The organism is Paenibacillus vortex V453 (assembly GCF_000193415.1).
In the GTDB taxonomy this organism is placed as follows: Bacteria; Bacillota; Bacilli; order Paenibacillales; family Paenibacillaceae; genus Paenibacillus_AQ; species Paenibacillus_AQ glucanolyticus.
In genome coordinates, this window is the sequence record NZ_ADHJ01000006.1 from 45,455 (window position 1) to 71,268 (window position 25,814).

Consider the following 25,814-nt stretch of genomic DNA (forward strand, 5'->3'; position numbering starts at 1 on the left):
GATTTACAACCCGGCTTTAAAGTACCGGTTCGCCGCCGGTTTGAACATAAAGACGAGGGCGGAAATAACAGCGATGATATGAAGGACTCGGCTGGATGCAAACAGTATAGAAATATTGTCTGCATGAGCGAAGGCCTCCCACAATGAATTTCCTGACATAAGCCATTGGATGGGGTCAATGGTTAAGGAGAGGAGGCCAATCCCGCCTAATAGCAGGGCCAATGCGATGCGCGCCCAATTTTTTCCTCGAAGCATTCTGAACATGATGTAGACAAGGGCAGCGAATAACATGGATCGTGTGGCTATATGAATGAGAATACCGCCGATTTCAGATCCTGCATGGGTGGAAATATAGTCGATGACCGCTACCGTCATCTCGAATATGCCTGCACCGATGGCAATCATCCATAACAGAAAGGACTGGAATACCTCATGGGGAACAGCATCCTTCTTCATGTGAATTATCATTCCTCTCCAGAGTGACTGATCTAATATACGCGCTGTTATGTGAATTGGGACTACGAGATAGTACGTCTAGCCGTAAACCACCAGCCACCTGCAAGGAGAACAAGTGATATGAGCAGCGTGAGTCCGAATCCCTGCAGAAGTGAATCGTTAAACAGAAGGGCCTGCAAGCCATCGGCCAGTGTATGCCGGAGGGAAGGGATGGATGTAAAGATCGGTATTGCTGCTATGAACACCACCCAAACTACCCAGCCCAGAACGTGACGGAGGCCGGAGAACAGCAGATTCAGCAATGAAATAAGAAGCAGATAGGCGCCAAATTGATAGACAAACATGCCAACGATACCGAATTGGCTCCACCCGAATATCTCGAGGATGTTAAAGGTGTTTTCGTAGTTTCGTATAAAGCCGATTTCGATTTGAAGCCAGATGATATTAAGCATGGCAAAGATGGCAGACCATAAGGCGTAAACAAGGAGCATGCCAGCATAATATTCTTTTCGTGTAGCTCCTAAATTCATCACCCGTCTGAATAAGCCTGCTGGCAGCACACTGCCTATGAATAACAGGAACACGGTGAGAAGATTGGCCGCCGACACTTGCGTATTCTCACCATTATCTCCAAGAGACAGGCTTACGATAACATTTGCAAGAATACTAATGGCAATAGTGCCAAGAATCGACCAGAGATAAGGTCGAAGCTGCAGAAATGAAGCTCTCATGAGCACAGTGGACTTATTCAATGATCTGACCTCCTTCTATTAAATAGGAGAAAAACTTTTGCAGCGGCAAGCCGTCAATGACAATCCCGAGTTTGTTGGCTTGCATGCGGTCAGCCTCATGGATAGTCCCGTATATAGCCGTTATGGAGCCCTTGCCATAAGATTCTTTATAGATCACATGCCGCTTCTTCGTAAATTGCTCCATTTGCTCCTGATTCCCTGTCAACAGATGGGAGTTAGCGCGGATGTGATCGACATCGTCATGCAGTAAAATGGAGCCGGAATCCATAATGTAGACCCTCTCAACGACAGTAGCAATCTCATCGATCAGATGGGTCGAGAGGAGGATGGTCCGGGGATGATTGGCATAATCCTCAACCAGAACGCGATTAAAATTTTTCTCGCATAAGCACATCCAGTCCAAGCACCGGTTCATCAAAATACCGTAATGGGTGCGCGGCTGGCAAGGCCGATAATATTTCCAACCAGGGATTCCATGCCCCGTGAGAGCTGACGGATTTTTTGGTCAGGGTTCAGCTTGAATGTCTTCAGCAGGCTCTGGGCATAGTCCCAGTTCCAATTCTCATGAAAGGCTGATGCAAGTCGCAATACTTCAATAACCTTTGCTCCGCCGAAGAATAAATTTTTCTCTCTTACATAACAGATGCCCCTCGGGGTTTCTCCCCGTTTCAGCGTTGCGCCCGAGATCTGGATGCTGCCATAGTCGGGAAAGGCTCCGCCGGTCATCATGTTGAGCAGCGTGGTCTTTCCGGCACCGTTCGGGCCAAGGAGACCGTAGATGGTATTCTCCTCTAAATGCAGTTCCAAATTTCGGACTGCCTCCGTACTCCCGTAACGCTTGCCCAGGTTGGAGCATGTAAGTAATGCGCCCATTTTGCTCATCTCCTATTCCTCTGTTTGATCATTTCAATAACATCCTCGGTGGTCAGCTCAAGCTTTTCCGCTTCGTCCAGCAGTTTCAATACAAGCTCGTTGTAGAATCGATCCTGCCGTTTCGTTAATATGATGGATTTGGCATCCGCTGCAACAAACATGCCCAGCCCCCTTTTCTTATACAAAATTCCTTCATTGACAAGCAGGGCAATGCCTTTTACAGCTGTGGCGGGATTGACCTGAAAAGTACTCGCGAACTGCGACATCGAGATAATCTGATCATCTGTTTGGTAAGTCCCGTTTAATATGTCATCTTCAATCATGTCTGCAATTTGCTGAAAAATCGGCTGCCCTTCGTCAAACATCGAATTCATGATATCACCCTGTCGGTATGTTAGTCTTGTAACATACTATAATATCAGATGGAAGGATGTGTCAACTAAAAAAAGAAAAAACAGACCATAATGGGCCTGTTTGTACTGTGAATCTCAAAAAACCCCCGTCTTATAAAGACGAGGGTACAAACTTTATCAAAGCAGCCAAGACGCTATATCCAGCCCTTCTCTTCCGCCATCGTGATGGCCTCAATCCGGTTCTTGGCATTCAGCTTGCTTAATATTTCGGACATGTAGTTGCGGACGGTCCCGTAGGACAAGTGCAGCTTCGAGGCGATATCATTAGAGCTGTTTCCGTCTGCAGCCAGCCGCAGCACCTCCCGTTCGCGTTCGGTTAACGGATTGGCACCTGCGCTTGATAACGTCCCGAAGACCAGCTCAGGGGAAACCTCCCGCCGCCCCTCCATCACCCGGCGGATGGCTTCTGCCAGTCGCTCACTGGGTTCATCCTTCAGCAAATATCCCTGTAACCCCCGCCTGTACGGCCCGCTCAAAATAACCGGGTCTTGCAAACGTGGTCAGAATGATCACCCGGCTTGAATAACCGCGCTGCTTCACTTCCTCCGCCACTTCAAGGCCGCTGCGCACGGGCATTTCGATATCCAGCAGACATACATCGGGTTTGTGCACTGCAATCAGAGATAGTGCTTCAGCACCGTCGCCCGCTTGGCCAATCACTTCAATATCGTCTTCGAAGTCAAGCAAAGAAGCCAGAGCGCCGCGAAGCATTCGCTGATCCTCGGCTATCAGTACTTTGATGCTCATGGGATGTGTCCTCCTTCCGGTTCTTGATGACAATGGGAACGCGTATGTTTAATATCGTGCCTTGTTGTTCGGAGCTCGCTTCGACGGTACCCCCAATGAGGGCCAGCCTCTCGGCCATGCCCTTCAGGCCATTGCTGTCCGAAGCGGGGCTGCCCTGTTCCTTGTCTGCAAGACCGATCCCGTTGTCAGCCACCATAATACGCCATTCATTGTTCAGCGATTCGATAACGATCCGGCACTGGCTTGCCTGACTGTGCTTGACCACATTGGTTACCGCCTCCCGCAAGCAGAGGCTAAGGATATTGTGAGCGAGGTCGGATATTCCCTCCAGCTTCGGATTGCCCGTGCAGATCAGCTGGATATCTGCGCTCTCCAGTATGATCCGGGCCTCCTGTAGTTCCTCGGGCAGGGTAGCGGTTCGCATATCGGATACCAGCTCACGGACTTGACGCAGCGCGGCACGCGAGGTGTTCTGAATCTCCCTGGCTTCGAGCTGGGCCTTCCCGGGATCCTTTACGACGAGTTTCTCCACAAGCTGACTTTTCAATGTGATAAGTGACAGCGTATGCCCTAGCGTATCGTGGAGATCTCTCGCGATGCGCATTCGCTCCTCGCCCTTAATCAGGTTGCGAATCTGCTCGTTTGCTTGCGCGAGCTCCTGCTCCAGCCTCTGCCGCCTGCTCAGGGAACGGAATCCTGTCGGAGATATGAGCATGATCAGGAAGAACGGCAGCATGATCATAAAATCCATCGGGGCCATGGTTCGGACATGAAGGGCAAGCGGAATCGCCTCGACGATGAAGAACAGAATCATGGCCTGCGTGAATTTACGATGATCGGCATACCAGCCGATGAAATTAGCCGTGAAGAAGCCCATATACATATAGGTTGGATGATACCAGACAGACAGGATGAAGATAATGGACATCTGGAGGACGAGCCAGTACATGAATTGCTTTTTGCCCTCCAGAAAATAAAGCTGGCGGTACGTGACAAGAAACAACGCCAGCAGCGGAAATCCTATCCATTGCCTTAAGGCATCCGCCTGGAACATGTTAAAGAACGGCATTAGCATATAGATGAGCCACATATATGGAAAGAATCCCATATGACGCGGAAATATTTCAAACCGGAAGCGTTTCATCCCATCACCTTATCCTTCAGTCGGCTTGTTGTTTTTTACGGATATAGGTGGATATTACCATAAATACAGCCAAATAAGCTGCTAAAATAACGAAATTATCCAGCCCCGGCGCTTCTCCGCGCACGATTGACCAGGCACCGCCGCCAAAATGGTAGGACGGCATCCATTTGCCAATGGCTTGCATGATGGAAGGCATTGCATCGATCGGGAACCACATCCCGCCCGTAATAGCAAGCCCCAAGTAGATGCCGTTGCTGACGCCGCTTGCCGTATCCACGCGTTTCATGGAGCCAATCAAGGTGCCGATAGCTAGGAATGGAACGGACGCGATCAGAATCCAGAGACCGCTGAGCACCCACTGCCAGAAGGAGAGGGACACCCCGTTCATCAGGTAACCGGCAACAAAAATTACGACGATGCAAAGCAGATGCATAACGGTTTGCACAAACATTTTACCGAAGAAATATACGCTGCCGGGAAGCGGCGTCACCCGCATGTAGATGGCCCAGCCCTGAACTCTCTCCTGAACGAGGCGAATGCCGAGTGACATGATAGCGGTGCCCATGACACTGAAGGATGCCATGGACATGAGATAATGCGCCTGCCATTGTCCGGCGTCGTCCGCTCCCGTATTGACCACCCGGGTGAAGATGAAATAGAACAGTATGGGCATCGCAAGCGACCAGAAAATATAATACGGATTACGTACCATGCGCAGCAGCTCCATTCGGCACTGCAGGGTAATCAGTTTCCAGGTTGTCATGTTTATACGGCCTCCTCTTGACTCGTCGTTAATTGGTCGAAGGCTTCGTCCAGGCTTCCCTGATCGATGCGCATATCGCGCACGGCAAGCCCCGTGCGGAACAGAGCCGCAAGCGCTGTGTCCGTATCGTCGGTGACGGCGTGCAGCCTGCCGTCTTGCTCATATACATCCGTTACACCCGGCACCTCATGAAGCAGTTCCTTGACCTGCCGGTGATCCGCATCCACGATAAAGGATACCGAGCGGCGGGTCAGCTTGGATTTGATGGCTGCCGGCGTACCGTCTGCAACTACCTGACCTTGATGGAACAGCAGAATCCGGTCAGCCATATCGTCTGCCTCTTGCAGATAATGGGTGGTGAACAGAATGGTCTTGCCCTGGCTCGCGAGCTTGCGCACCGTCTGCCAGAATAACCGGCGTGCCGATGTATCCAGCCCGACGGTAGGCTCATCGAAGAATAGCAGCTCGGGATTGCCAGCAATGGCCAGCGCAAAGCTGAGCTTGCGCTTCTGGCCGCCGGACATTTTGACGGCCCATTTGTTAAGCTCCTCGGATGTGAGCCCGCTAAGTAAGGCGATGTCTTGCAGCGACAGCGGATTGGGATAATAGCCGCGAATGAGATTAATGATCTCACGCGTGCGGAGTCCGTCCATGACGCTGACCTCCTGGAGCATGGCGCCGAGCCTCTCTCGAACCTTGAGGTCCTTCGGGCTTCGGCCGAACAGGAGAACTTCACCTTCGCTCGCGTCTTTCAGTCCGAGCATCATGGAAATAGCGGTAGATTTCCCTGCTCCGTTGGGCCCGAGAATCGCGGTGACGGATCCTTTTTCTATAGCAAATGACACTTGGTTGACGGCTTTTTTGCTTCCGAACATCTTGGTAACCTTCCGCAGTTCTGCAACTGGCTCACCGATGAATTCTGGCATGGTATCGCACCCTCTCGTATCGAAATGATCTGAATTCATCATACGAAAGAGAAGAAACACCCGTTAGTACAGGATGTCATCACTTCGAAGTGACTTTTGTCATGTTGGTTTCGACCTAAGGTGAGAGGAAGTGGTATTATGAACAAATGAGGGCGATTTGGAGGAGGTTTGTATCCGCTTACATATGCGTGGATAAAGGCTTACTTCCGGTTTTCCATCCCTTGGTCTTCTCTTGACCGGAGCAGTGCCTTCAATTATAGTGGGTACAGTAGGAGCAATCTATAATATAGAAGGAAAAAGGTGGCTTGAAACATGTCTGAGAACATCTACGTCGGTGTCGATCTAGGCGGTACAGCGATTAAAGTTGGAATATGCAATGAAGAAGGGCATCTTCTGCAGAAGTATGAGGGACCGACGGAAACAGCCAAAGGCGTTGACACGGTTATTGACAACATTGAGAAATATGTGCGTCACATCGTAGAGGAATCGCCATACAGCTGGGATAAACTTGCTGGTGTTGGAGCTGGATTCGCCGGCTTTACGAATATACGTGAAGGCATTATCATTCTGGCACCGAATGTAGGATTTAAAGATGTACCGATTCGCGCACTGCTTGAAGAGCGTCTCGGCAAGCCTGTCAAAATAGATAACGACGCCAACGTGGCTGCACTGGGCGAAGCCTGGAGCGGTGCAGGTCGCGGCGTTGAGAACTGCGTATGCTACACGCTTGGAACCGGCGTGGGCGGCGGCATAATTGTAAACGGCAAGATTTATCAAGGCTTCGGCGGCATGGCTGGCGAGCTTGGTCACATCTCGGTGGTGCCGGATTTGGAAGCGATTCAATGCGGATGCGGCGAAATGGGCTGTCTGGAGACGGTTTCTTCGGCAACGGGTATCATCCGTATGGCGAAGGATGCTGTCGAGCGCGGTGACCGCACTTCCCTTGCGCATGTTGAGAACATTGCAGCGAAGGAAGTGTTTGATGCTGCAAAAGCGGGCGATGAAGTTGCCATTCGCATCGTAAACCGCGCAGCATACTACCTGGGCAAATCGATGGCTGCTGTTGCCGCCGTATTGAACCCGGAAGCCTTTATTATTGGCGGCGGCGTATCCAATGCCGGCGACATTCTGTTCAATGAGGTTCGCACGGTATTCGCGAAGCTGACACCGGAACCGCTGCAGCGCGGCGTGCGCATCGTTCCCGCTGAACTTGGCAACGATGCCGGTGTTGTTGGAGCTGCCGGTCTGCATTTACGTTCGTAGTATTCATTCACCATACATCGTCTGATTTAAACTCATAAGGGAGGGAAAGCTGATGCTGGAAGCAGCCAACCGCGGCAGCAACACATCATCCATGGCCACCCTGATCATCATCACGGGGATGTCGGGAGCAGGTAAGACCTTGGCCGTACAAAGTCTGGAGGATCTTGGATTCTTTTGCGTTGATAACCTGCCCCCGGTGCTCATTCCTAAATTCGCGGAGCTGATCGATCAATCGAAGGGTAAGATCGGCAAGGTTGCATTGGTCATCGACCTGCGTGGCCGCGAGTTTTTCACCGCTTTATCGGAGTCTCTGAACTACATTAAGGATCATTTCACCATTCATTGTGAAATTCTGTTCCTGGATGCCACGGATTCCGTGCTCGTTCAGCGCTACAAGGAGAGTCGCCGTCGCCATCCGCTCGCTCCGGAAGGCATGCCGCTTGACGGTATCCGGTTGGAGCGCAAAATGCTGGATGAGCTGAAGAACTCAGCTACCCAGGTGATTGATACCAGCAACATGAAGCCTGTCCGCTTGAAGGAGAAGATTATTTCACGCTTTACGCATCTGGAGAGCAGCACGCTATCGGTTAATATCACATCCTTTGGATTCAAATATGGCATTCCGATCGATGCCGATCTGGTGTTTGATGTTCGTTTTCTGCCCAATCCCCATTATGTTGAGCAATTGCGGCCAAACACAGGTCAAAACAGTGATGTGTATGAATATGTAATGAAGTGGCCGGAGACGCAAGCTTTTCTGACCAAACTGCTGGATATGCTGCATTTCTTGATCCCTCAGTATCGGAAGGAAGGCAAGAGTCAGGTTATTATCGGCATTGGCTGTACCGGTGGGAAGCATCGTTCCGTGGCAATTGCTGAATACCTTGGCAAAATGCTCGGGGTCAGCGAAACGGAGACGGTATCGGTGAGCCACCGCGATTCTGATCGGGATCGGCATTAATTAAGGGAAGTGATAAATGTGGCTGTGCAAGCTAGAAAGCGCCCCCGCATTGTTGTGATGGGTGGAGGAACCGGGCTGTCCGTCATGCTTCGGGGACTCAAGGAGAAGCCGCTCGATATTACGGCCATCGTAACAGTCGCTGATGATGGAGGAAGCTCCGGCATACTGCGCAGCGAGTTACAGATGCCGCCTCCGGGAGATATCCGTAACGTACTTACAGCACTCGCTGACGTGGAGCCGCTGTTGTCAGATATATTGAAATACCGTTTCAAAACAGGCTCGGGACTGGCCGGGCACAGCCTCGGCAATCTAATCCTGGCTGCCATGACGGATTTGCACGGAGATTTTGTCACGGCAGTCAAGGAGATGAGCCGGGTTTTTGTTGTTCGTGGACAGGTGCTCCCCGCAGCGGGTGAAGCCGTGATTCTGCATGCGGAGATGGAGGATGGCACCATTGTGACGGGTGAATCCAAAATCCCGGAGGCCGGGGGTCGCATTAAGCGGATATCCCTGGAGCCTGAGCATGTCGAGCCGCTGCCGGAGGCATTGGAGGCGATTCAACAGGCCGATGCCATTCTGATCGGCCCGGGAAGTCTGTATACCAGTATTTTGCCCAATTTGCTTGTTCCCAAGCTTGCAGAAGCCATTGTATCGTCCGAAGCCATCAAAATGTTTGTGTGCAATGTGATGACGCAGCCGGGAGAGACGGATAATTATACGGTGAGCGACCACTTGCAGGCCGTTTATGACCATATTGGTCTTCATCTGTTCGATTATGTTATTGTAAATGATGGAGAAATCCCGCCTCAGGTTCAGGATAAGTATGCCCAGAAGGGTGCAAAGCCGGTGGTACTGGATCGTGACGAGGTGACCAGCCGAGGATATAAACTCATTGCAGATAAGCTTGTGCTATTTAGAACATACTTAAGGCATGATGCTGACAAGCTGAGCAACCATATTTTTCAGCTGGTGCAGGATTGGACTACACGAAAGGGGTGAGTACCTTGTCCTTTGCGGCACAGACGAAGAAAGAACTGACGATGGTCGAAAGCCAGAACTGCTGTGAAAATGCCGAGCTGTCCGCGCTCATTCGGATGAACGGTTCTGTTCAGCTTTCGAACAAAAAGGTAATCCTGGATATTTCAACGGAAAATGCCGCGATTGCAAGACGTATTTATTCCTTAATTAAGAAGCATTTCCAGGCGCATACTGAACTTTTGGTGCGTAAAAAAATGCGTTTGAAGAAGAATAACGTATATATCGTTCGTATTCCCGCCCAGGTTCAGGAGATCCTCAAAGAACTGCGCATTGTATCCGAAGGCTTTCTGTTTCAGTCCCGCATTGATGAGCAGATCGTTCATAAAAACTGTTGTAAGCGGGCATATCTTCGTGGTGCCTTTATGGCAGGCGGGTCCGTGAACAATCCGGAGGGATCTTCGTACCATCTGGAAATTGCCTCGATGTATGAAGAGCATTGTCAGTCCCTGGTGGATCTGGCTAATGAGTTTCATCTGAATGCACGCTGCATCGAACGGAAGAAAGGCTTTATCTTCTACATTAAGGAAGGCGAGAAAATCATCGAATTTCTGAATCTGATCGGTGCCCATCAGGCGCTGTTCAAGTTCGAGGATGTCCGGATTATGCGGGATATGCGCAACTCCGTCAACCGGATTGTCAACTGCGAGACCGCCAACCTGAACAAAACGATTGGTGCTGCCGTTCGTCAGATTGAGAACATCAAGCTGCTCCAAAGGGAATTGGGCCTTGAAAACTTGCCTGATAAACTGCGGGAAGTGGCCGAAATCAGGCTGGCTCACCCGGATATGAATCTGAAGGAAGTCGGAGAGCTTCTCAAAGGAACCGTCAGCAAATCAGGGGTAAATCACCGTCTGCGCAAAATCGATGAAATGGCCGAAAAGATTCGGAATGCATAAGATTTTTTTCTTCTAGTGTCCTGTATGGTAAAATGGTATAATATTATAAAATGTCAATCGCGCTTTCAATGCAGCAGATTTATTAGATAGGGGGTAATTTTCATGACAAAGCACCCGGTAGTCGTTCGGTTAAAGACGGGTCTTCACGCCAGACCGGCCGCGCTGTTCGTTCAGGAAGCGAATAAATACTCATCCGAAATTTTTGTTGAAAAAGATGATAAAAAAGTAAATGCCAAAAGTATCATGGGAATTATGAGCCTTGCGATCAGCTCAGGTACCGAAGTTTACATTAGTGCTGAGGGAGCTGACGCTGAGCAAGCGGTTACGTCTCTCGTGAACTTGGTGAGCAAAGAGGAACTCGAGAATCAATAATTGCATCCGTGATTCAAGTATAAGAAAAGTCTTGTCAATGCAAGGCTTTTTTTACTATCTAGTTCATGTTAGAGTCTCGTGGGATTCATAGTACATAAGAATAGATTAAGAGAAGGGGCGGGGGAATCCGCCTTTTTTTGTTGTCTAGATCAAAGAAAGCTGTCCGTTTAACTTCCGTTTAACTTGTTGTTTTATTCTTGCCTTATAGACAATATAAAGGGATATGGGGAAGGGAAGAGAACATGATGAGTGTGACGGACAATGCTTCGACTCAGACAATACCGCAGAAAGAGATGACCGGGAGCAGGAAAGCAGGTTCCCAAGCGTTTTTTCGACTATTAAAAGAAACCAAACCACCCATGCTGCTGCTGATTGGGGCTATCCTTCTTAATGTGGTCTCGACGCTGGTTGGACTTGTCATTCCGATGTTTACCAAGAGCTTGGTGGACGGCTTCTCCTTAACGGATATGAACAGCACGCATATCATCGGCCTTGGGGTCGCGTTTATCGTGCAGACGATTGCAGCCGGGGTTTCGATTTTCCTGCTAAGTTATACGGGACAGAAGATGGTGGCTTCCCTTAGGGAAAGGCTGTGTGGAAGAAGCTGCTTGTGCTGCCGATCCGGTACTTTGATCATAATCGTTCGGGGGAATCGGTCAGTCGAATGACGAATGATACAGGTGTGATCAAAAGTCTCATATCGGATCACGTGGCGGGATTCTTCAGCGGGATCATCTCGATAGTCGGTTCGATAGGCGTGTTGTTATATCTTAACTGGAAAATGACACTGACGATGTTTATCGTCATACCGATCGCTGCGCTGATTCTGGTGCCGCTTGGGAAGAAGATGTATAAAATCTCGCTTGGCATGCAAGACGAGACGGCTGCGTTTACGGCGAATATTAGCCAGGTTTTGTCGGAGATTCGCTTGGTTAAAGCCTCTAACGCGGAGGATAAAGAGTTTGAGAACGGAAATAAAGGCATTACCAACCTGCTCAACTTCGGTATTAAGGAAGGCGTTGTGTCGGCCTGGATCGCACCGCTGATGTCCTTTGTGCTGATGATGCTGCTGGTGGTTGTTATTGGATATGGCGGGCTTCAGGTGTCAACAGGAGCACTCACGGCGGGCGAGCTGGTTGCATTCATTCTGTATCTGATCCAGATTGTGATGCCCATGACGCAGTTAACGACGTTTTTTACCCAGTTTCAGAAGGCCAAGGGAGCAACAGAGCGATTATTGGAAACACTGGATGCAGAGGAAGAACTCATCTCAGCCGGTGCTGAGGTCGTGAACGCGAATCAGCGGGTGTCCATCGAGAATCTCTCGTTTGGTTACAAACCGGAGGAGCCGGTATTGCGCGATGTCAGCTTTCAGATGGAGCCGGGTACGGTCACGGCCGTGGTCGGTCCGAGCGGCGGGGGCAAAACGACACTGTTCTCCATGCTGGAGCGTTTCTACCTTCCGCAGAAGGGTCAGATCCGTTTAGGCAAGGCATCCATTGATACCTTCTCCTTACGTTCCTGGCGCGGGTTGATCGGGTATGTTTCACAGGAAAGCCCGATGATCGCCGGAAGCATTCGCGAAAACCTATGTTATGGGATGGACCGGGAAGTGAGCATGACCGAGATTAGAAGAGCAGCCGAGATGGCGTATGCGGACGGATTCATTGATGAGCTGCCAAACGGCTTTGATACGGATGTGGGCGAACGGGGCGTGAAGCTCTCCGGCGGGCAGCGGCAGCGGATTGCGATTGCCAGAGCACTGCTGCGAAATCCCAAGATTCTGATGCTGGATGAAGCGACCTCCAGTCTGGATAGCCGATCGGAGATTGAAGTGCAGAAGGCACTCAAGAACCTCATGGCTGGACGGACCACGATTATTATTGCGCACCGGTTATCCACGGTGGTGGGAGCCGACCAGATCATTTTCATTGAGAAGGGAACGGTAACCGGACGGGGAACGCATGATGAATTGATCGAGCAGCATGCGATGTATAGAGGATTCGCGGTGCAGCAGCTGCAGATGAATGAAACGATGGAGGCTTGATGGCAGCTTGAACATGCTGGGGAAGAAGGGATGACCATGGCAAAAATATTGGTAGTGGACGATGATCCGAACATCCGCGAACTCGTGAAGGTGTTTTTGGAGGAAGCGGGGATGGAGGAGATACTCGAAGCCTCGGACGGGGTCGAAGCCCTGTCCGTGATGGATCAGGCATCAGTCGATCTGGTCGTGATGGACATCATGATGCCGAATATGGATGGATGGGAGTTATGCCGGGAGATTCGGAGGAATACGGGAATCCCGGTGCTGATGCTGACGGCAAAGGGGGAAACGAGGCAGATCGTGAAGGGCTTTGAGCTGGGGACCGACGATTACCTGGTGAAGCCTTTCGAACCAGCCGAGCTGGTTGTGCGCGTCAAAGCGCTGCTGAAGCGGTATCAGGTCGCGGCTTCCCAGACGGTGAACGTCGGGAAGCTGCAGATGAATCGCAGAACCTATGAAGTCAAGACGGCTGATGACATCTTCGCCCTGCCGCTGAAGGAGTTCGAGCTGCTCTTCAAGCTGGGAAGCTATCCGGGGAGCACGTTGACACGGGACCGGCTGATTGAGGATATATGGGGCTATGATTTTGAGGGGAACGAACGGACGCTGGACGTACACGTGAACCGGCTGCGGGAGCGGTTCCCGGAGGAGAAGTACCGGTTCAGGATTCGTACGGTGCGCGGCCTTGGCTATCGCCTGGAGGTAGGTGAGGGCTGATGAAAAAAATCCTCAAAATTTTGTGGAAAATCGTGCGGGAAATCCTTCAGACCATTTCGATCTTCGCGGTCCTGGGTGCATCATGGACGGCAGCAACCTATGTAACAAGGTTCGTATATAACTGGACGGGAACCCCGAAGTGGGATTATGTTGTCCATCTGCTCGACCTGTTTGTGGGTGTTATCATTTTCTTTCTGTGCATGCTGATCGTGGGCATGTTCTTCAAGCACAGGCAGATTGCCATGCTGACTGCCATCACAGATGCCATGCGCCGGATATCTCAAGGGGATTTCAACGTGAAGATGGACGATCAGAAGTGGCGCGGGGAGTTTAAGATGATTGCCAGCAGCATTAACGATATGGCGGGGGAGCTGGGGCGAATGGAAAGTATGCGTCAGGATTTCATCTCCAATGTATCCCACGAAATCCAATCCCCGCTCACCTCGATTCGGGGGTTTGCCCGAGCGCTTCGCAATCCCCGCCTTACAGAGGAAAAGAGGGCACGTTACCTGGAGATCATCGAAGGGGAGAGCCGCCGCTTGTCGCAGCTGAGCGACAATCTGCTGAAGCTGTCGTCATTGGAGGGCGATCAGCCCGCATTCCAAAGGGCACGTTACCGTCTTGACGGCCAACTGCGTGAAGTGGTGTTGGCCAACGAACCGCAATGGCTGGCAAAGCGGATTCAGGTGGATCTGGACCTCGCCGAGGTCCAGATCGAGGCGACGGAGGATCTGCTGAATCAGGTGTGGACCAATTTGCTGCACAACAGCATCAAATTCACGCCGGAAGATGGCATAATCACGATTGTGCTGAAGGCAGATCAAGACGAAGCCGAGGTCACAATAACGGACACGGGGGTCGGGATGACGGAGTCCGATCAGCTGCACATCTTCGAACGCTTCTACAAAGCGGACAAATCGCGTAATCGCGCTGCTGGCGGCAGCGGTCTGGGATTATCGATCGTGAAGCGGATCGTCGATATTCATCAAGGGCGGATCGCTGTTCAATCCGAGCTTGGGAAGGGATCTACATTTACCGTGAAGGTGCCTTATAAGCGATCTTTGGATACAAAGTAGTGGTCGTGCGTGAAGATTGGGAATGAGGATTGGAAATGAAGATTGGATATGAAGGGTTGAATATGTTGCAAGAATAGTAAAGAGGTACAAGTAACACCAAAGCTGGTGATAGCAGTGAGAGCACTGTGCAATTGTAGGAGGGTGAGAGTGGCATAAGGTAATGTACGTGGAGGTAAGTGGTGCTGGTATCACTTTCATCACTTACATATTGCCCACTTCATCATCACGCACACTAACGTGATGTAAGTGGTGTAAGTGTAAGTGATGATGATTTGGGCAGCGATGTAATGTTGCGAATAACTAAGTTGTGCAAGTGAAGTAAGTCGGGAAATTATTGTAAGTAGCACAGTGGTGCAAGTAATAATTGCAAATGATGCAATACATCCTGTGTATCCCATGCTAACGGACCCTAATGATCTTATTGGTCGAATTCAGCTCCATATTTAGAATTAACGGACTCCAGAGACGTTATCATAGGAATTTATCAGGAAAATGAAGCCTTTTTGGGGAATAAAGGATCCTGGGTCCCTTAGTTTCCTAAAAACCCCGTTTTTCCGCCAATAAGGTCCGCTGGGTCCGTTAGTTTTTCGGGTTGCAGTAATGCCTTGATTGCCCATGCTTTAGAGTACCAAATTTTATCCAGATGTCATCATTAGATGCTATTTCTGGTAGTTCGATGATGGGCAGCTGCACAATGAAGGCTGCATGGTCATAAGGTTACTTGCAATGGGGAAGTAACCGCACGGTAACAGCGATTCTAAAGATAAGTTGGCCGTATGTGTAAGCCCCCAGCCCCAGCCCTTGTGCTTACGCACCTAGCCTTGTGCATACGCCCCCAGCCCTTGTGCATACGCCCCCAGCCCTTGCGCTTACGCCACCAGCCCTTGTGCTTACGCACCTAGCCTTGTGCATACGCCCCTAGCCCTTGTGCATACGCCCCTAGCCTGTGCATACGCCCCAAGCCCTTGTGCATACGCCCCTAGCCTGTGCATACGCCCCTAGCCTGTGCTTACAGCCCCTGCCCCATCATTACAACACCTTCTCCAAAAAGCTGATCGTACGCTCATGCTTCGGTCTGCCGAACACCTCTTCCGGCGGGCCTTCCTCGACGATATAACCGCCGTCCATGAAGATCACGCGATCGGCCACCTCGCGTGCGAAGCCCATCTCATGCGTGACAATTATCATCGTCATGCCCTCGCGTGCCAGATCCTTCATGACGCCGAGCACTTCGCCGACCATCTCCGGGTCCAGCGCCGATGTCGGCTCGTCAAACAGCATGATGTCCGGGTTCATCGCCAGCGCCCGGGCGATCGCTACGCGCTGCTTCTGACCGCCTGATAGCTGGCTCGGGAACGCCTCGGCTTTATCCGAGAGGCCGACCTGCTCCAGCAGCTTGAGTGCTGTGGCACGCGCTTCGACCGAGTTCTGTTTACCCAGCTCCACCGGGGCAAAGGTAATGTTCTTCAGCACGTTAAAATGCGGGAACAGATTAAAATGCTGGAACACCATGCCGATGTTCTCCCGCGCCTTGTTGATGTTCGTTTTAGGGTCATTGATATCCCGGTCATGCACGAACACCCTGCCTGCTGTAATGTCATCCAGCCGGTTAATGCAGCGCAGGAACGTGCTCTTGCCGGAACCGGAAGGTCCGATGACACAGACAACCTCGCCTTCCTGAACCTGCATGTCGATGCCCTTCAGTACCTCATTGGTACCAAAATTCTTCTTCAATCCTTCAACGCGAATCTTATCCATGACGTACCTTCCTTTCCAGACGATCCGAAATTTTGGTCAAAATCGTGATGACGATCAAGTACATGATCGCAACGACCAGCCAGATGTCAAACGATGCAAAAGTTCTTGCAATAATGATCTTCCCGGACTGGGTCAGCTCGACCAGGCCGATAACCGACAGGATGGATGTATCCTTGAGCGTGATCACCAATTGGTTGATAAAGGTCGGAATCATGATTTTGATTGCCTGCGGAATAATGATTTTCATCATAGCCTTGCGGTATGGCAAACCGTAGCGAACGGGCTGCTTCCATCTGCCCGCGGTCGATGGACTGGATGCCGCCGCGGATGATCTCCGTTACATAGGCTCCAGCATTAAGGCTTAGGGTTAGAACGGCTGCCACGATAGGCGACATGGTAAAACCGAATGCTTGAGGAATACCAAAGTAGATGAAGAAGGCAAGGACAAGCAAGGGGATTCCGCGGAAGATGTCCACGAATACGGTGGCAAGACCTCGAAGCCACTTATTACGTCCGACCTTCATGAAACCGAATATCAAGCCTAGGAAAAATGCAAAAAACAGGGACGCAAATGTCAGCAGCAGTGTATTGCCGAGGCCCTTCAACAAGGAAGGCAGCGACTCCACGATCAGTCCCCAGCGGCTTTGATCCACCGGTCCTACAGCGTTTTCGCCAATATATTTTTCCTTGATGCGATTATATTCTCCGTTTGCCTGCAGATTGACCAAGCCGGCGTTGAATTTCTCCAGCAGCTCCTGATTCTTCCCCTTGCTCACGGCAAATCCATAGGATGCACCGGGCTCCATATCCGTAACGATTTTTAGCCCGTTGTTCTGTTTAACGCCATAGGCCAATACCGGAAAGTCGTCAAAGCAGGCAACGGAATTGCCGGTTTTGACGTCGTCATACATTTGAGCCGAATCGTCAAAAGGCACAATGGTAAAACCGTATTTGGAGGATATGGATTCCGCGAAGCTGTATCCTTCCGTACCGGTTTTGACCGCGACCTTTTTCCCTTTTAAATCCTTATATCCCTTGATGGACTCCTGATCCTGACGAATAGCCATGACCACGCCCGAGTTAAAATAAGGATCCGAGAAGTCAAACTTCTGCTTTCGCTCATCCGTGATGCTCATGCCCGCGATAACGCCGTCTACCTGATTGGCTTCCAGCGCTTGAACCGCAGCATTGAAGCCGAGCGGCTTGATTTCGTATTTGAAGTTTTGATCTTTGGCGATAGCATCGAGCAGATCCATATCGATACCGACAAAATTGCCGCTGGCATCCTGGAATTCAAACGGAGCAAACGTAACGTCCGTTCCGATCTGATAGGTTTTGCCGGAGGCAGGCTCTGCCGCAGCGCTTGCCGTCCCATATGGCATGCCAACTGCCATAAGAAGCAGCAGTGACATGAACGCGTATAACACCCTGGATGATTTCATAGTGACCTCCTCTTTTTAAACACCGTCGTAAGTTAGTTACCCATTGTTGCTTCCTTGTTAACAGCTGCTTCCTGCTTCATTCGGTATCTTATTTTCCCAATGAACCAATCATGCCTAGAAATACCATCACATGGGTCCCGAAAAATAAATTGAGGAAAAATCGCTAAACCGTTCACATCGGATGCAACATTTACCAATCCCGCCACGTTAGAAGGGTAAGTCAAGCATGGCAGCGATGCCAATATTGAAGGAGGCTGACAATAATGAAAAGATGGGTCAAACAAGTGGGTTCCATTATGATTGCAGGCGCACTGTTGACAGGCAGTACGGCTTTGGCAGGATTGAGCGGGGCAACCGAGGTGCATGCGGCGGAGGCAGCACAGCAAAATCTTCTCACCGTACTCGGTAAAGGCGAAATCTCGGTGAAGCCAGATATCGTATATCTTTCCATCGGGGCTGAATCGTATGCGGAAACCGCAAAATCCGCACAGAAGAGCAACGCGCTGAAAATGGATAAAGTGACCAAGCTGTTGAAGGAAACATGGAAAATCGATGACAAGGATATTAAAACCGAACAATTCTACGTACAGCCCAACTATACGTATTCCGATGAGAATGGCCGTAAAGTGAAAAACTACACAGCGTACCATTCCCTGGAAGTTACCCTTCGCGATTTGAGCAAAGTTGGAGACCTGCTGGATGCATCCGCTGATGCGGGGGCGAACTCCATTGGCAACGCCCGTTTCTCTGTTGAGAACCGCGATGCATTCGAAGCGCAGGTGATTGATAAAGCCATGGCAAATGCAGACCTTAAGGCTCAAGCTATGGCGAAAGCCTCCAAGCGTCAACTGGGTGTCGTGCTTAACATTGTGGAAGGCTCCGTTGGCGTAAATAACATCTATGGCCTCGAAAAAATGGAGATGGCGGCTCAATCCAATGCAGCGGACGCAGGCGCCAGCACATCCGTGAAGCCGGGCGAGATCAAAATCTCGACACAGCTGTATGTTCAATATGAGCTGAAATAGTCAATGTCTTTTCACTAAGCGTGCAGAGAACCGTTCATCCGGGTCATTACCGGGTGAGCGGTTTTCTTTGATTTATCTGATGTATTCACTCTGAAAACTGAAATACCATAATACGGTGCCATATCCGTACCTTCCCCTGTCGAAATACACAGAAAAGTGTTGTGTATAGGGGGAAAACGAGGTATAGTGAATATGCGAAAAACTGAACTTTGTTCTAAAGCGTAAAGCCATACCCATGGATATGGCTTTTTTCTCTTAGTAGAGACTTCTAGAGCTTCCCCTAAGAAACGGATCCTGCCCACCTGAGCAAGATAGGCAGTATAACCGTTTCTTCTTAGTGGAGCACGTTTTTGTGCATACTAGCAAGTAGGATTGGTACACTGGTACACATGGAATAGGTCACATTTTGAAGAAGGGGTTGATGCATGTGATTGAACTTGTCCAGATCGAGAAGCATTTTCAGGGACAAGCGGTCGTGCATCCGCTGTCGCTCTCCATTAAAGAAGGGGAATTCCTGACTTTGCTGGGCCCCAGCGGCTGCGGCAAAACGACGATTCTCCGAATGATAGCAGGATTCGAACAGCCTACCGAAGGACAGGTATTGCTGGCGGGTCAGAATGTGACGGATGTGCCTGCGAACAAGCGGGATTTAAATCTTGTATTCCAACACTATGCTCTGTTTCCGCATATGACCGTAGAAGATAACATTGCTTTTGGATTAAAAATGAAAAAAATGCCGCGTCAGCTCATCAAGGAACGCGTGGACGAGGCCGTGACGATGACACAGCTAACCCCACTGCGGGAACGCTTCCCGCATCAGCTGTCCGGAGGACAACAGCAGCGGGTAGCTATCGCACGTGCCATCGCCAATAAACCGAAGGTGCTGCTGCTCGATGAACCGCTGGGTGCACTGGACCTGCAGCTGCGCAAAAACCTGCAATCCGAGCTGAAGCATTTGCAGCGGACGCTGGGCATTACGTTTGTATATGTAACGCACGATCAGGAGGAAGCCATGATGCTGTCCGACCGGATCGTGATTATGAATCATGGACGGGTAGAGCAAATCGGCACGCCGCGCGAGATCTACGCGAGGCCGCAAACGCTGTTTGCTGCCACTTTTGTTGGGGAGAATAATGTCTTCTCATCACCGGAAGGCCTCTTTGCCGTGCGGCCGGAGAAACTGGTTCCGCAGCGGGAGTCGGGTGCGAAGAAGAGCGGCGTGATTGAGGATGTGCAATACCTCGGCAGTGTGCATAAGCTGCTGGTCCAGCTTGACAATGAGCCGATGAAGGTAACGATTACCCTGGATATTTCGGATGATCGTCCTTGGGAGGTTGGTGAGCGGGTCGGGGTGAACTGGAGCACGAAGGATGAGGTGATCATCGGGCCATGAGGAAATCAAGGTTCCTGCTGACGCCGGTGCTGTTGTGGTTATCCCTGTTCCTGATCGTCCCGATGCTGATCGTGGCCGGCATCTCGTTTCTGTCGCGGGATTCGCTCGGTAATATCGTGTTTTCCTTCAGTCTGGAAGGATACAAGACCTTTTTTGATCCCTTATATTTAGGAATCTACTGGGATACCCTGGTACTGTCGCTGCTGACTACGGTGATCTGCTTGTTAGTCAGCTATCCTTTGGCCTATTATATAGCCAACGCTTCCCCGCGTATCCAGACATGGGGATTGATTCTGATCACCGTTCCGTTTTGGATCAACTTTCTGATTCGCACGTATGCCTGGGTTCTGCTTTTGCGAACGCAAGGCGTGGTGAACAGCCTGCTGTTATGGGTGGGGTGGATTGATGAGCCTATTCAGATGTTATATACGTATGGTGCCGTATTGCTTGGCATGGTGTATAACTTTATTCCCTTCATGGTGCTGCCGATTTATGTAGCGCTGGAGCAGATGGACAAGCGTCTCTTGGATGCGGCCAGCGATCTGGGTGCATCGAGGTGGAAGGCGTTTCGGCACATTACGCTGCCGCAGAGCAAATCCGGCATTATGACGGGTGCGGTTCTGGTGTATGTCTCGACCTCCGGGATGTTTGTAGTTACGGATATATTGGGAGGCGCGAAGTCCTCCATGATCAGTAATATTATTCAGTCACAGTTCCTGGGTGCAAGGAACTGGCCGTTTGGAGCGGCGTTGTCGGTGATTTTTGTCGCCACGTCCCTGGTGCTGATCCTGCTCTTTAACCGGGCCATGCAAGCCCGCCATCAACGTGTAGGGGAGGGGAGATAAGTGAAGAAGAAGAATCATCCGCTGCTCGGGATTCACTCTTACCTTATGATGGCTTTCATCTATGTACCCATCATTATGATCATTATCTATTCCTTCAACGATACGCGGCTGAGCGGAAACTGGGAAGGATTTACGTTGGATTGGTATGTATCGCTGTTCGAGAACCGGCATGTGATGGAAGCCCTGATGAACAGCTTGACGGTGGCCGTCATCTCTACGGTTGTATCCACCCTGCTGGGAACCGCAGCGGCACTCTCGCTCCGAAATATGGGCCGCAAAGGACGCAGCGGCATGAACGGGCTGTTATATCTGCCCGTCATTATCCCGGATATCATTATGGGGTTATCACTGCTCGTGTTGTTCAGCCAATTGAACATGCCGCTTGGCAAAACCACGGTAATTATTGCCCACATCACGTTCAGCCTGTCCTATGTCTACGTCGTGGTTACGGCCAGACTGTCCGGCATGGGCAAGCAGTTGGATGAGGCGGCTCAGGATTTGGGAGCCACGCCTTGGCAAACGTTCCGGCATGTAACGCTGCCGCAGATTGCACCGGGCATTATCTCCGGCGCTTTGATTGCTTTTACCCTGTCATTGGATGATTTCATGGTCAGTCTTTTTTGTCGCTGGTCCAAGCTCAACGACGCTGCCGATCTATATTTACGCACAGGTGAAACGAGGCATCTCGCCTGAGATCAACGCGCTGTGTACGCTGCTCATTCTGGTGAGCATTACGCTGATCCTGTTAGCCCAATACATTCTCAACCGCGGCAACGGTCAGAAGAAGCACAAAACATTGCCGATCTAAGCGATATGAACGCTTTTTTCGAATAGAATATGGAAGTGGAAAGAGAGGAGATATTGAATTGAACAAATCAAGATGGACCCGCCTGCTGATGGCAGGTATGGTTGCAGTATTGTCTGTAGGACTCCTGGCTGCTTGCGGCTCGGATAAGGAAACTCTTCATATTTACAGTTGGGCTGACAACTTCGACCCTGAGGTGCTGAAGGACTTCGAAGAGAAGTTTGACGTGAAGGTAACCTATGACAATTATGCAAACAACGAAGATCTGCTGGCTAAGATCAAAGCTGGCGGCAGTGGTTATGATCTCATTCAGCCGTCCGATTATATGGTGAAAACCATGATTGAATCGGAGCTGCTTGAGCCGCTTGAGATGAATAATATCCCGAACTTCGTCAATATTACGGATACGTTTAAAGATCCTTCTTATGACCCGGGCAATAAATATTCGATCGTTTACACGTCCGGTGTAACGGGAATTGCATATAACAAGAAGTACGTGATAGACGAGATCAAAAGCTGGGGAGATCTCTGGAACCCGGAATACAAGGGCAAAGTCCTGCTTCTGGATGACAACCGCGAGATGATTGGCATGGCACTTAAGAAGCAGGGGAAATCCAACAGCAGTAAGGATGAAGCGGAGATTATCGCTGCATCTGATGAGCTGAAGACGCTGCTGCCTAACGTGCTTGCATTTGATACGGATAATATCAAGCAGAAAATGATTCAGGAAGAAGGCTGGATTGCTACGGTTTGGTCCGGAGATGCGGCGTTTATCGCGGCGGAGAATCCGGATGTGGCATATGTCGTGCCTGAAGAAGGAGCGACCATCTTCTCGGACAACTACGCGATTCCTAAAGGTGCGAAGAATAAGGAGCTCGCCGAGAAATTCATTAACTTCATGCTGGAGCCTGAAGTCAGCGCCAAGAACTATGAATTTATCGGATACAGCAATCCGAACACCAAAGCGATGGAATTCCATAGCGAGGAATATCGCGCCAATACCATGATCAACCTGACGGAAGAGGAGCTGCGTCGTACCGAATGGCTCGACAATGTCGGCGATTCCCTGTCCATCTATGATCGTTTGTGGACCGAGCTGAAGAGCGGTCGATAAGAAATATGTATTTCTTCATATTAACTGTAATATAGAAAACCTGCCCCTCAAGGGGGCAGGTTTTTTTATGTTATAAAAATTGAATCTTAAGACCTATAAATAAGTGTAGAAGATCGCTTATACGAATTTTCCCATAACTTTCGGGGCCTTTTCATTGTTATATATAAAGAGTGGAAATACGCCATTTTGATATGGATTCTGAAGGGTTTAAACAAGTCGGGATAAAGACAGTATGAATTCTCTGGCTGCTTGCTGCTTTTAGCTATATATTTGCAGTGGTTGTGACTGGATGTTTTCCAGAAAAAGCCCCTTGCGCTTACTGTTGATAAACATTGAAGGAGCACTTGGGGGTATTGCTTATCATTCCATTGGTTTACGTTGTCCGGGTCCGTGAAATGTTCATGTTTACGGGCGCATGACATCATTGTTTTGTGTTCATTAGTATAACGAGGCCCATACTCAAAGATAAGCAAGAATATATAGGTCCTTTAGCATGGAGTCAAAATTGTCATTGACTTTGTTACCAATAGATTGAAAGCTTTCCTTATAATGAATGAGGGTAATAGAGTAACAACTAACGGAAACTTATTTTAACAAAGGTGGAATTCTAATATGAATCCTAAATTTCGTGTATGTGCATCCTTAATTGCAACTAGTGTCCTGCTTGGCAGTCTTGGTTTGAGTGGACAGGTGATCGATGCAAGCACCTCTAAGGCATCCGTTTCCGCCAGTCAAAAATCGTCGAAGAATGAAGTTGTATTGAAATGGAATGGCAAAACCTTATCACAGAAGGGCATCGTGCTGCATGGGGTAACCTATGTTCCGGCAACCGCTTTACGGGATGGTCTGGGAATGCCTCTTAAATATGATGCGAAGAATCGGACCTACACGCTGGGTAACGGATATAACAAGTTGAGCGCCGTCGTATATGATGCGAGTGAAATCGGTATTTTGGTGAACGGAGCTTATGCTGGTGAGCCAGGCGGACAGATTATCAACGGTCGTCTGTATATGCCGTTCAAAACGATCAGCGAATATATGGGAGTTCAGGGACAGTGGAATCCTTCCTTGAAAACACTCAGCATGACGCAGAAAAAGCAAAACGACATTCAAATCAAATCGACTGCGCTGAAAAAGAAAATTCAAGGCGTTGATGCCGTTGTGAATTATCCGGTTATCAGTGGCCTCGGTAATGCTGAGGTGCAGGCAGAGATCAACAAAGTGCTAAAAGAAAATGCATCCGGCGTCATCACGGGCGCTGAAGGAAATGTGGGCACACTCCCGCCATCGGGAACAGATTTTCCGTATGAATTCAGCGGTGATTATGTAGTTCATTACAATCAGGATGGCATCCTGAGCATTACGGCGTACGATTATTCGTACACGGGCGGTGCTCATGGCATGACCTTCCGCAAGAGCTTCACCTTCTCACTGAAGGACGGCAAGCAAATGAAGCTGGGCGATTTCATCAACATGCAGGGCAAGAACAAGCAGAAGATGAACAACCTTGTGCTGAGCAAGCTGAAGAAAGAGGGAGGTTATCTCGGCGGTTTTGAGGGAGTGCCTGCCGATGCCGACTTCTATGTGAAGGATAACGCGGCGGTACTGTACTTCCAGCTTTATGAGTACACGGCGTATGCCTATGGATTCCCTGAGTTTGAGTTCAAGCTGAAGGAATGGAAGTAAGACTCGATCAATCAGTTTGTATTAGCTGAAATCATTTTTAATACTATAGCTTGTTTAGATACATGATGTTGTCCTGATGTAACACTGTGTTGGAACTAGTTGCGAAAAATCCCTTGATAACGGGCGTGGAGCATTCTCCCGCTCCTTATGCTCAGGGGATTTTTATGTTTATCGAGAGGCTTGCCTCGATGTTGACTTATATGGCTTGTACATCGTGCGCACTGCTCTCTGTGCGTACGGTGCATGGTCCGGGGGTAAAATGCCATAAGCCGCCCTATGCGATATCGGATGCCACCCGTTTATGGAAGCAGTGAGTGAGGGGAGCGCATCATTGGCCTTACGCACCCAATTACCCAAGCAAGAAACCCTACATAGGTTTTCCTCTATCCCACTCCCCACAAGTTAAGGCAGGTCTTTTAGGAGGGGGATGGTCTTACCTTCTTTATGTTTTATTGAAAAGAGTCGTACCGAAGTGAGAGTATCCTCGGAGGAGCATCGCGTTCGCCTTTGAAATCGGGAAACCTCCTTATCTGTTCATTCATGTTTCCCGATTTCAACAGCGACCGGAGGGGATACTCTCACGATTTAGTACTCGAAGTTTTCAATGAATCCAGAGGATAAGAAAGGGCAGGCACCGGATAACGGCGCCTGCCCTTTGCTTGCATTCTTTTATAGTCCCTGCGGTGGTGTATTTTCCAGTACTTGATCGATAAGACCATATTCCTTGGCTTCATCAGCCGTCATGAAGTAGTCACGATCGGTATCCTTCTCAATGCGCTCCAGCGGTTGGCCGGTACGATCGGACAGGATGCGGTTCAGCTTGTCGCGCATCTTGAGGATGCGGCGAGCACGGATCTCGATATCCGTGGCCTGACCTTGTGCGCCGCCGAGCGGCTGGTGAATCATGATCTCGCTGTTAGGCAGACCATAACGTTTGCCTTTAGCGCCTGCATTCAGCAGGAATGCGCCCATGGAAGCAGCCATGCCGACACAGATCGTCGAAACGTCCGGCTTGATGAACTGCATCGTATCGAATATCGCCATACCTGCGGTAATGGAACCGCCTGGGCTGTTGATGTAAAGATGAATATCCTTCTCGGGATCCTCAGCCGACAAGAACAGCATTTGGGCAATGATGGAATTGGCGACCACGTCATTTACGTCGGAGCCGAGGAAGATAATGCGGTCTTTCAGCAATCTGGAATAGATGTCGTACGCCCGCTCACCGCGGTTGCTTTGTTCAACGACCATAGGTATAAAACTCACGTGGAAAACCTCCTCTTAAGTACCTCATATAAATAC

23 protein-coding genes and 4 pseudogenes are annotated in these 25,814 nt (G+C 50.0%); 15 read left to right on the forward strand and 12 right to left on the reverse strand.

Annotation, left to right across the window (positions count from 1 at the left end; all coding sequences use genetic code 11):
• Positions 1-3: 3 nt before the first annotated feature.
• The 9 genes and pseudogenes from PVOR_RS02825 to PVOR_RS02860 form a co-directional block, all read right to left on the reverse strand.
• On the reverse strand, positions 4-456 hold the full coding sequence (locus PVOR_RS02825; RefSeq protein WP_006207558.1) for a hypothetical protein: 453 nt from the start codon (positions 454-456) through the stop codon (positions 4-6).
• A gap of 62 nt (positions 457-518) precedes the next feature.
• Positions 519-1,208: a hypothetical protein gene (locus tag PVOR_RS02830; RefSeq protein ID WP_006207559.1), complete on the reverse strand. Its 690-nt coding sequence runs from the start codon at positions 1,206-1,208 to the stop codon at positions 519-521.
• On the reverse strand, positions 1,201-1,623 hold the full coding sequence (locus PVOR_RS31265; RefSeq protein WP_234972752.1) for a hypothetical protein: 423 nt from the start codon (positions 1,621-1,623) through the stop codon (positions 1,201-1,203). Before PVOR_RS31265 ends, PVOR_RS02830 begins: the two co-directional genes overlap by 8 nt.
• Positions 1,623-2,081, reverse strand: a complete 459-nt coding sequence (locus PVOR_RS31270; RefSeq protein WP_006207561.1) for an ATP-binding cassette domain-containing protein — start codon at positions 2,079-2,081, stop codon at positions 1,623-1,625. Before PVOR_RS31270 ends, PVOR_RS31265 begins: the two co-directional genes overlap by 1 nt.
• A gap of 5 nt (positions 2,082-2,086) precedes the next feature.
• Positions 2,087-2,455, reverse strand: coding sequence for a GntR family transcriptional regulator (locus tag PVOR_RS02840; RefSeq protein WP_006207562.1), 369 nt, complete (start codon positions 2,453-2,455; stop codon positions 2,087-2,089).
• A gap of 173 nt (positions 2,456-2,628) precedes the next feature.
• Positions 2,629-3,205, reverse strand: a pseudogene (locus tag PVOR_RS02845) (response regulator).
• Positions 3,174-4,385, reverse strand: a complete 1,212-nt coding sequence (locus PVOR_RS02850) for a sensor histidine kinase (RefSeq protein ID WP_006207563.1) — start codon at positions 4,383-4,385, stop codon at positions 3,174-3,176. The pseudogene PVOR_RS02845 and the gene PVOR_RS02850 overlap by 32 nt, the downstream one beginning before the upstream one ends.
• A gap of 16 nt (positions 4,386-4,401) precedes the next feature.
• On the reverse strand, positions 4,402-5,148 hold the full coding sequence (locus PVOR_RS02855; RefSeq protein ID WP_006207564.1) for an ABC transporter permease: 747 nt from the start codon (positions 5,146-5,148) through the stop codon (positions 4,402-4,404).
• A gap of 2 nt (positions 5,149-5,150) precedes the next feature.
• Positions 5,151-6,074 (reverse strand): ABC transporter ATP-binding protein, encoded by a 924-nt coding sequence (locus PVOR_RS02860; RefSeq protein ID WP_006207565.1) that lies wholly within the window; start codon positions 6,072-6,074, stop codon positions 5,151-5,153.
• A gap of 312 nt (positions 6,075-6,386) precedes the next feature.
• Here PVOR_RS02860 and PVOR_RS02865 point away from each other — a divergent pair, with 312 nt between their 5' ends.
• From PVOR_RS02865 to PVOR_RS02900, 8 genes and pseudogenes are all read left to right on the forward strand, one after another.
• Positions 6,387-7,337, forward strand: coding sequence for an ROK family glucokinase (locus PVOR_RS02865; RefSeq protein ID WP_006207566.1), 951 nt, complete (start codon positions 6,387-6,389; stop codon positions 7,335-7,337).
• Positions 7,338-7,389: 52 nt separating this feature from the next.
• Positions 7,390-8,298 carry an RNase adapter RapZ gene (gene rapZ / locus PVOR_RS02870; protein ID WP_006207567.1) on the forward strand — a complete coding sequence of 303 codons (909 nt, stop codon included), beginning with the start codon at positions 7,390-7,392 and terminating at the stop codon, positions 8,296-8,298.
• Positions 8,299-8,355: 57 nt separating this feature from the next.
• Positions 8,356-9,297: a gluconeogenesis factor YvcK family protein gene (locus PVOR_RS02875; RefSeq protein ID WP_152825128.1), complete on the forward strand. Its 942-nt coding sequence runs from the start codon at positions 8,356-8,358 to the stop codon at positions 9,295-9,297.
• A gap of 5 nt (positions 9,298-9,302) precedes the next feature.
• Positions 9,303-10,232 (forward strand): DNA-binding protein WhiA, encoded by a 930-nt coding sequence (gene whiA / locus PVOR_RS02880; RefSeq protein ID WP_006207569.1) that lies wholly within the window; start codon positions 9,303-9,305, stop codon positions 10,230-10,232.
• A 102-nt stretch (positions 10,233-10,334) separates the two neighbouring features.
• Complete coding sequence (locus PVOR_RS02885) at positions 10,335-10,604, forward strand: HPr family phosphocarrier protein (protein ID WP_006207570.1); 270 nt, start codon at positions 10,335-10,337, stop codon at positions 10,602-10,604.
• 293 nt (positions 10,605-10,897) lie between these two features.
• Positions 10,898-12,651, forward strand: a pseudogene (locus PVOR_RS02890) (ABC transporter ATP-binding protein).
• A 36-nt stretch (positions 12,652-12,687) separates the two neighbouring features.
• A complete protein-coding gene (locus PVOR_RS02895; RefSeq protein WP_006207571.1) occupies positions 12,688-13,368 on the forward strand; it encodes a response regulator transcription factor in 681 nt (226 codons plus the stop codon).
• Positions 13,368-14,444, forward strand: coding sequence for a HAMP domain-containing sensor histidine kinase (locus tag PVOR_RS02900; RefSeq protein ID WP_006207572.1), 1,077 nt, complete (start codon positions 13,368-13,370; stop codon positions 14,442-14,444). Before PVOR_RS02895 ends, PVOR_RS02900 begins: the two co-directional genes overlap by 1 nt.
• A 1,029-nt stretch (positions 14,445-15,473) precedes the next feature.
• Here PVOR_RS02900 and PVOR_RS02905 read toward each other — a convergent pair.
• Positions 15,474-16,202, reverse strand: a complete 729-nt coding sequence (locus PVOR_RS02905) for an amino acid ABC transporter ATP-binding protein (protein WP_006207573.1) — start codon at positions 16,200-16,202, stop codon at positions 15,474-15,476.
• A pseudogene (locus tag PVOR_RS02910) lies at positions 16,195-17,584 on the reverse strand (amino acid ABC transporter substrate-binding protein/permease). Before PVOR_RS02910 ends, PVOR_RS02905 begins: the two are co-directional and overlap by 8 nt.
• Before the next feature lie 323 nt (positions 17,585-17,907).
• Between PVOR_RS02910 and PVOR_RS02915 the strand changes: the two are divergent.
• The 7 genes and pseudogenes from PVOR_RS02915 to PVOR_RS31275 all read left to right on the forward strand — a co-directional run bounded on the left by PVOR_RS02915 (position 17,908) and on the right by PVOR_RS31275 (position 24,826).
• Positions 17,908-18,669, forward strand: coding sequence for an SIMPL domain-containing protein (locus PVOR_RS02915; RefSeq protein ID WP_006207574.1), 762 nt, complete (start codon positions 17,908-17,910; stop codon positions 18,667-18,669).
• Positions 18,670-19,090: 421 nt separating this feature from the next.
• Positions 19,091-20,062: an ABC transporter ATP-binding protein gene (locus tag PVOR_RS02920; RefSeq protein WP_006207575.1), complete on the forward strand. Its 972-nt coding sequence runs from the start codon at positions 19,091-19,093 to the stop codon at positions 20,060-20,062.
• Positions 20,059-20,907 carry an ABC transporter permease gene (locus PVOR_RS02925; protein WP_006207576.1) on the forward strand — a complete coding sequence of 283 codons (849 nt, stop codon included), beginning with the start codon at positions 20,059-20,061 and terminating at the stop codon, positions 20,905-20,907. Before PVOR_RS02920 ends, PVOR_RS02925 begins: the two co-directional genes overlap by 4 nt.
• Positions 20,908-21,715 (forward strand): annotated as a pseudogene (locus PVOR_RS02930) (ABC transporter permease).
• 58 nt (positions 21,716-21,773) lie between these two features.
• Complete coding sequence (locus tag PVOR_RS02935) at positions 21,774-22,826, forward strand: ABC transporter substrate-binding protein (protein ID WP_006207579.1); 1,053 nt, start codon at positions 21,774-21,776, stop codon at positions 22,824-22,826.
• 612 nt (positions 22,827-23,438) lie between these two features.
• Positions 23,439-24,512 (forward strand): PdaC/SigV domain-containing protein, encoded by a 1,074-nt coding sequence (locus PVOR_RS02940; protein ID WP_006207580.1) that lies wholly within the window; start codon positions 23,439-23,441, stop codon positions 24,510-24,512.
• An 86-nt stretch (positions 24,513-24,598) separates the two neighbouring features.
• Positions 24,599-24,826 carry a hypothetical protein gene (locus PVOR_RS31275; protein WP_234972754.1) on the forward strand — a complete coding sequence of 76 codons (228 nt, stop codon included), beginning with the start codon at positions 24,599-24,601 and terminating at the stop codon, positions 24,824-24,826.
• A gap of 355 nt (positions 24,827-25,181) precedes the next feature.
• Here PVOR_RS31275 and clpP read toward each other — a convergent pair whose 3' ends face one another.
• Positions 25,182-25,778, reverse strand: a complete 597-nt coding sequence (gene clpP / locus PVOR_RS02945) for an ATP-dependent Clp endopeptidase proteolytic subunit ClpP (protein ID WP_006207581.1) — start codon at positions 25,776-25,778, stop codon at positions 25,182-25,184.
• Positions 25,779-25,814: the final 36 nt, after the last annotated feature.

Excerpts from the sequence above, each read along its gene's own strand:
- PVOR_RS02825 (WP_006207558.1), bottom strand. The coding sequence starts at position 456 with ATGAAGAAGGATGCTGTTCCCCATGAGGTATTCCAGTCCTTTCTGTTA.
- PVOR_RS31265 (WP_234972752.1), bottom strand. The coding sequence starts at position 1,623 with ATGAACCGGTGCTTGGACTGGATGTGCTTATGCGAGAAAAATTTTAAT.
- PVOR_RS31270 (WP_006207561.1), bottom strand. The coding sequence starts at position 2,081 with ATGGGCGCATTACTTACATGCTCCAACCTGGGCAAGCGTTACGGGAGT.
- PVOR_RS02840 (WP_006207562.1), bottom strand. The coding sequence starts at position 2,455 with ATGAATTCGATGTTTGACGAAGGGCAGCCGATTTTTCAGCAAATTGCA.
- PVOR_RS02850 (WP_006207563.1), bottom strand. The coding sequence starts at position 4,385 with ATGAAACGCTTCCGGTTTGAAATATTTCCGCGTCATATGGGATTCTTT.
- PVOR_RS02855 (WP_006207564.1), bottom strand. The coding sequence starts at position 5,148 with ATGACAACCTGGAAACTGATTACCCTGCAGTGCCGAATGGAGCTGCTG.
- PVOR_RS02860 (WP_006207565.1), bottom strand. The coding sequence starts at position 6,074 with ATGCCAGAATTCATCGGTGAGCCAGTTGCAGAACTGCGGAAGGTTACC.
- PVOR_RS02865 (WP_006207566.1), top strand. The coding sequence starts at position 6,387 with ATGTCTGAGAACATCTACGTCGGTGTCGATCTAGGCGGTACAGCGATT.
- rapZ (WP_006207567.1), top strand. The coding sequence starts at position 7,390 with ATGCTGGAAGCAGCCAACCGCGGCAGCAACACATCATCCATGGCCACC.
- PVOR_RS02875 (WP_152825128.1), top strand. The coding sequence starts at position 8,356 with ATGGGTGGAGGAACCGGGCTGTCCGTCATGCTTCGGGGACTCAAGGAG.
- PVOR_RS02885 (WP_006207570.1), top strand. The coding sequence starts at position 10,335 with ATGACAAAGCACCCGGTAGTCGTTCGGTTAAAGACGGGTCTTCACGCC.
- PVOR_RS02895 (WP_006207571.1), top strand. The coding sequence starts at position 12,688 with ATGGCAAAAATATTGGTAGTGGACGATGATCCGAACATCCGCGAACTC.
- PVOR_RS02900 (WP_006207572.1), top strand. The coding sequence starts at position 13,368 with ATGAAAAAAATCCTCAAAATTTTGTGGAAAATCGTGCGGGAAATCCTT.
- PVOR_RS02905 (WP_006207573.1), bottom strand. The coding sequence starts at position 16,202 with ATGGATAAGATTCGCGTTGAAGGATTGAAGAAGAATTTTGGTACCAAT.
- PVOR_RS02915 (WP_006207574.1), top strand. The coding sequence starts at position 17,908 with ATGAAAAGATGGGTCAAACAAGTGGGTTCCATTATGATTGCAGGCGCA.
- PVOR_RS02920 (WP_006207575.1), top strand. The coding sequence starts at position 19,091 with ATGCATGTGATTGAACTTGTCCAGATCGAGAAGCATTTTCAGGGACAA.
- PVOR_RS02925 (WP_006207576.1), top strand. The coding sequence starts at position 20,059 with ATGAGGAAATCAAGGTTCCTGCTGACGCCGGTGCTGTTGTGGTTATCC.
- PVOR_RS02940 (WP_006207580.1), top strand. The coding sequence starts at position 23,439 with ATGAATCCTAAATTTCGTGTATGTGCATCCTTAATTGCAACTAGTGTC.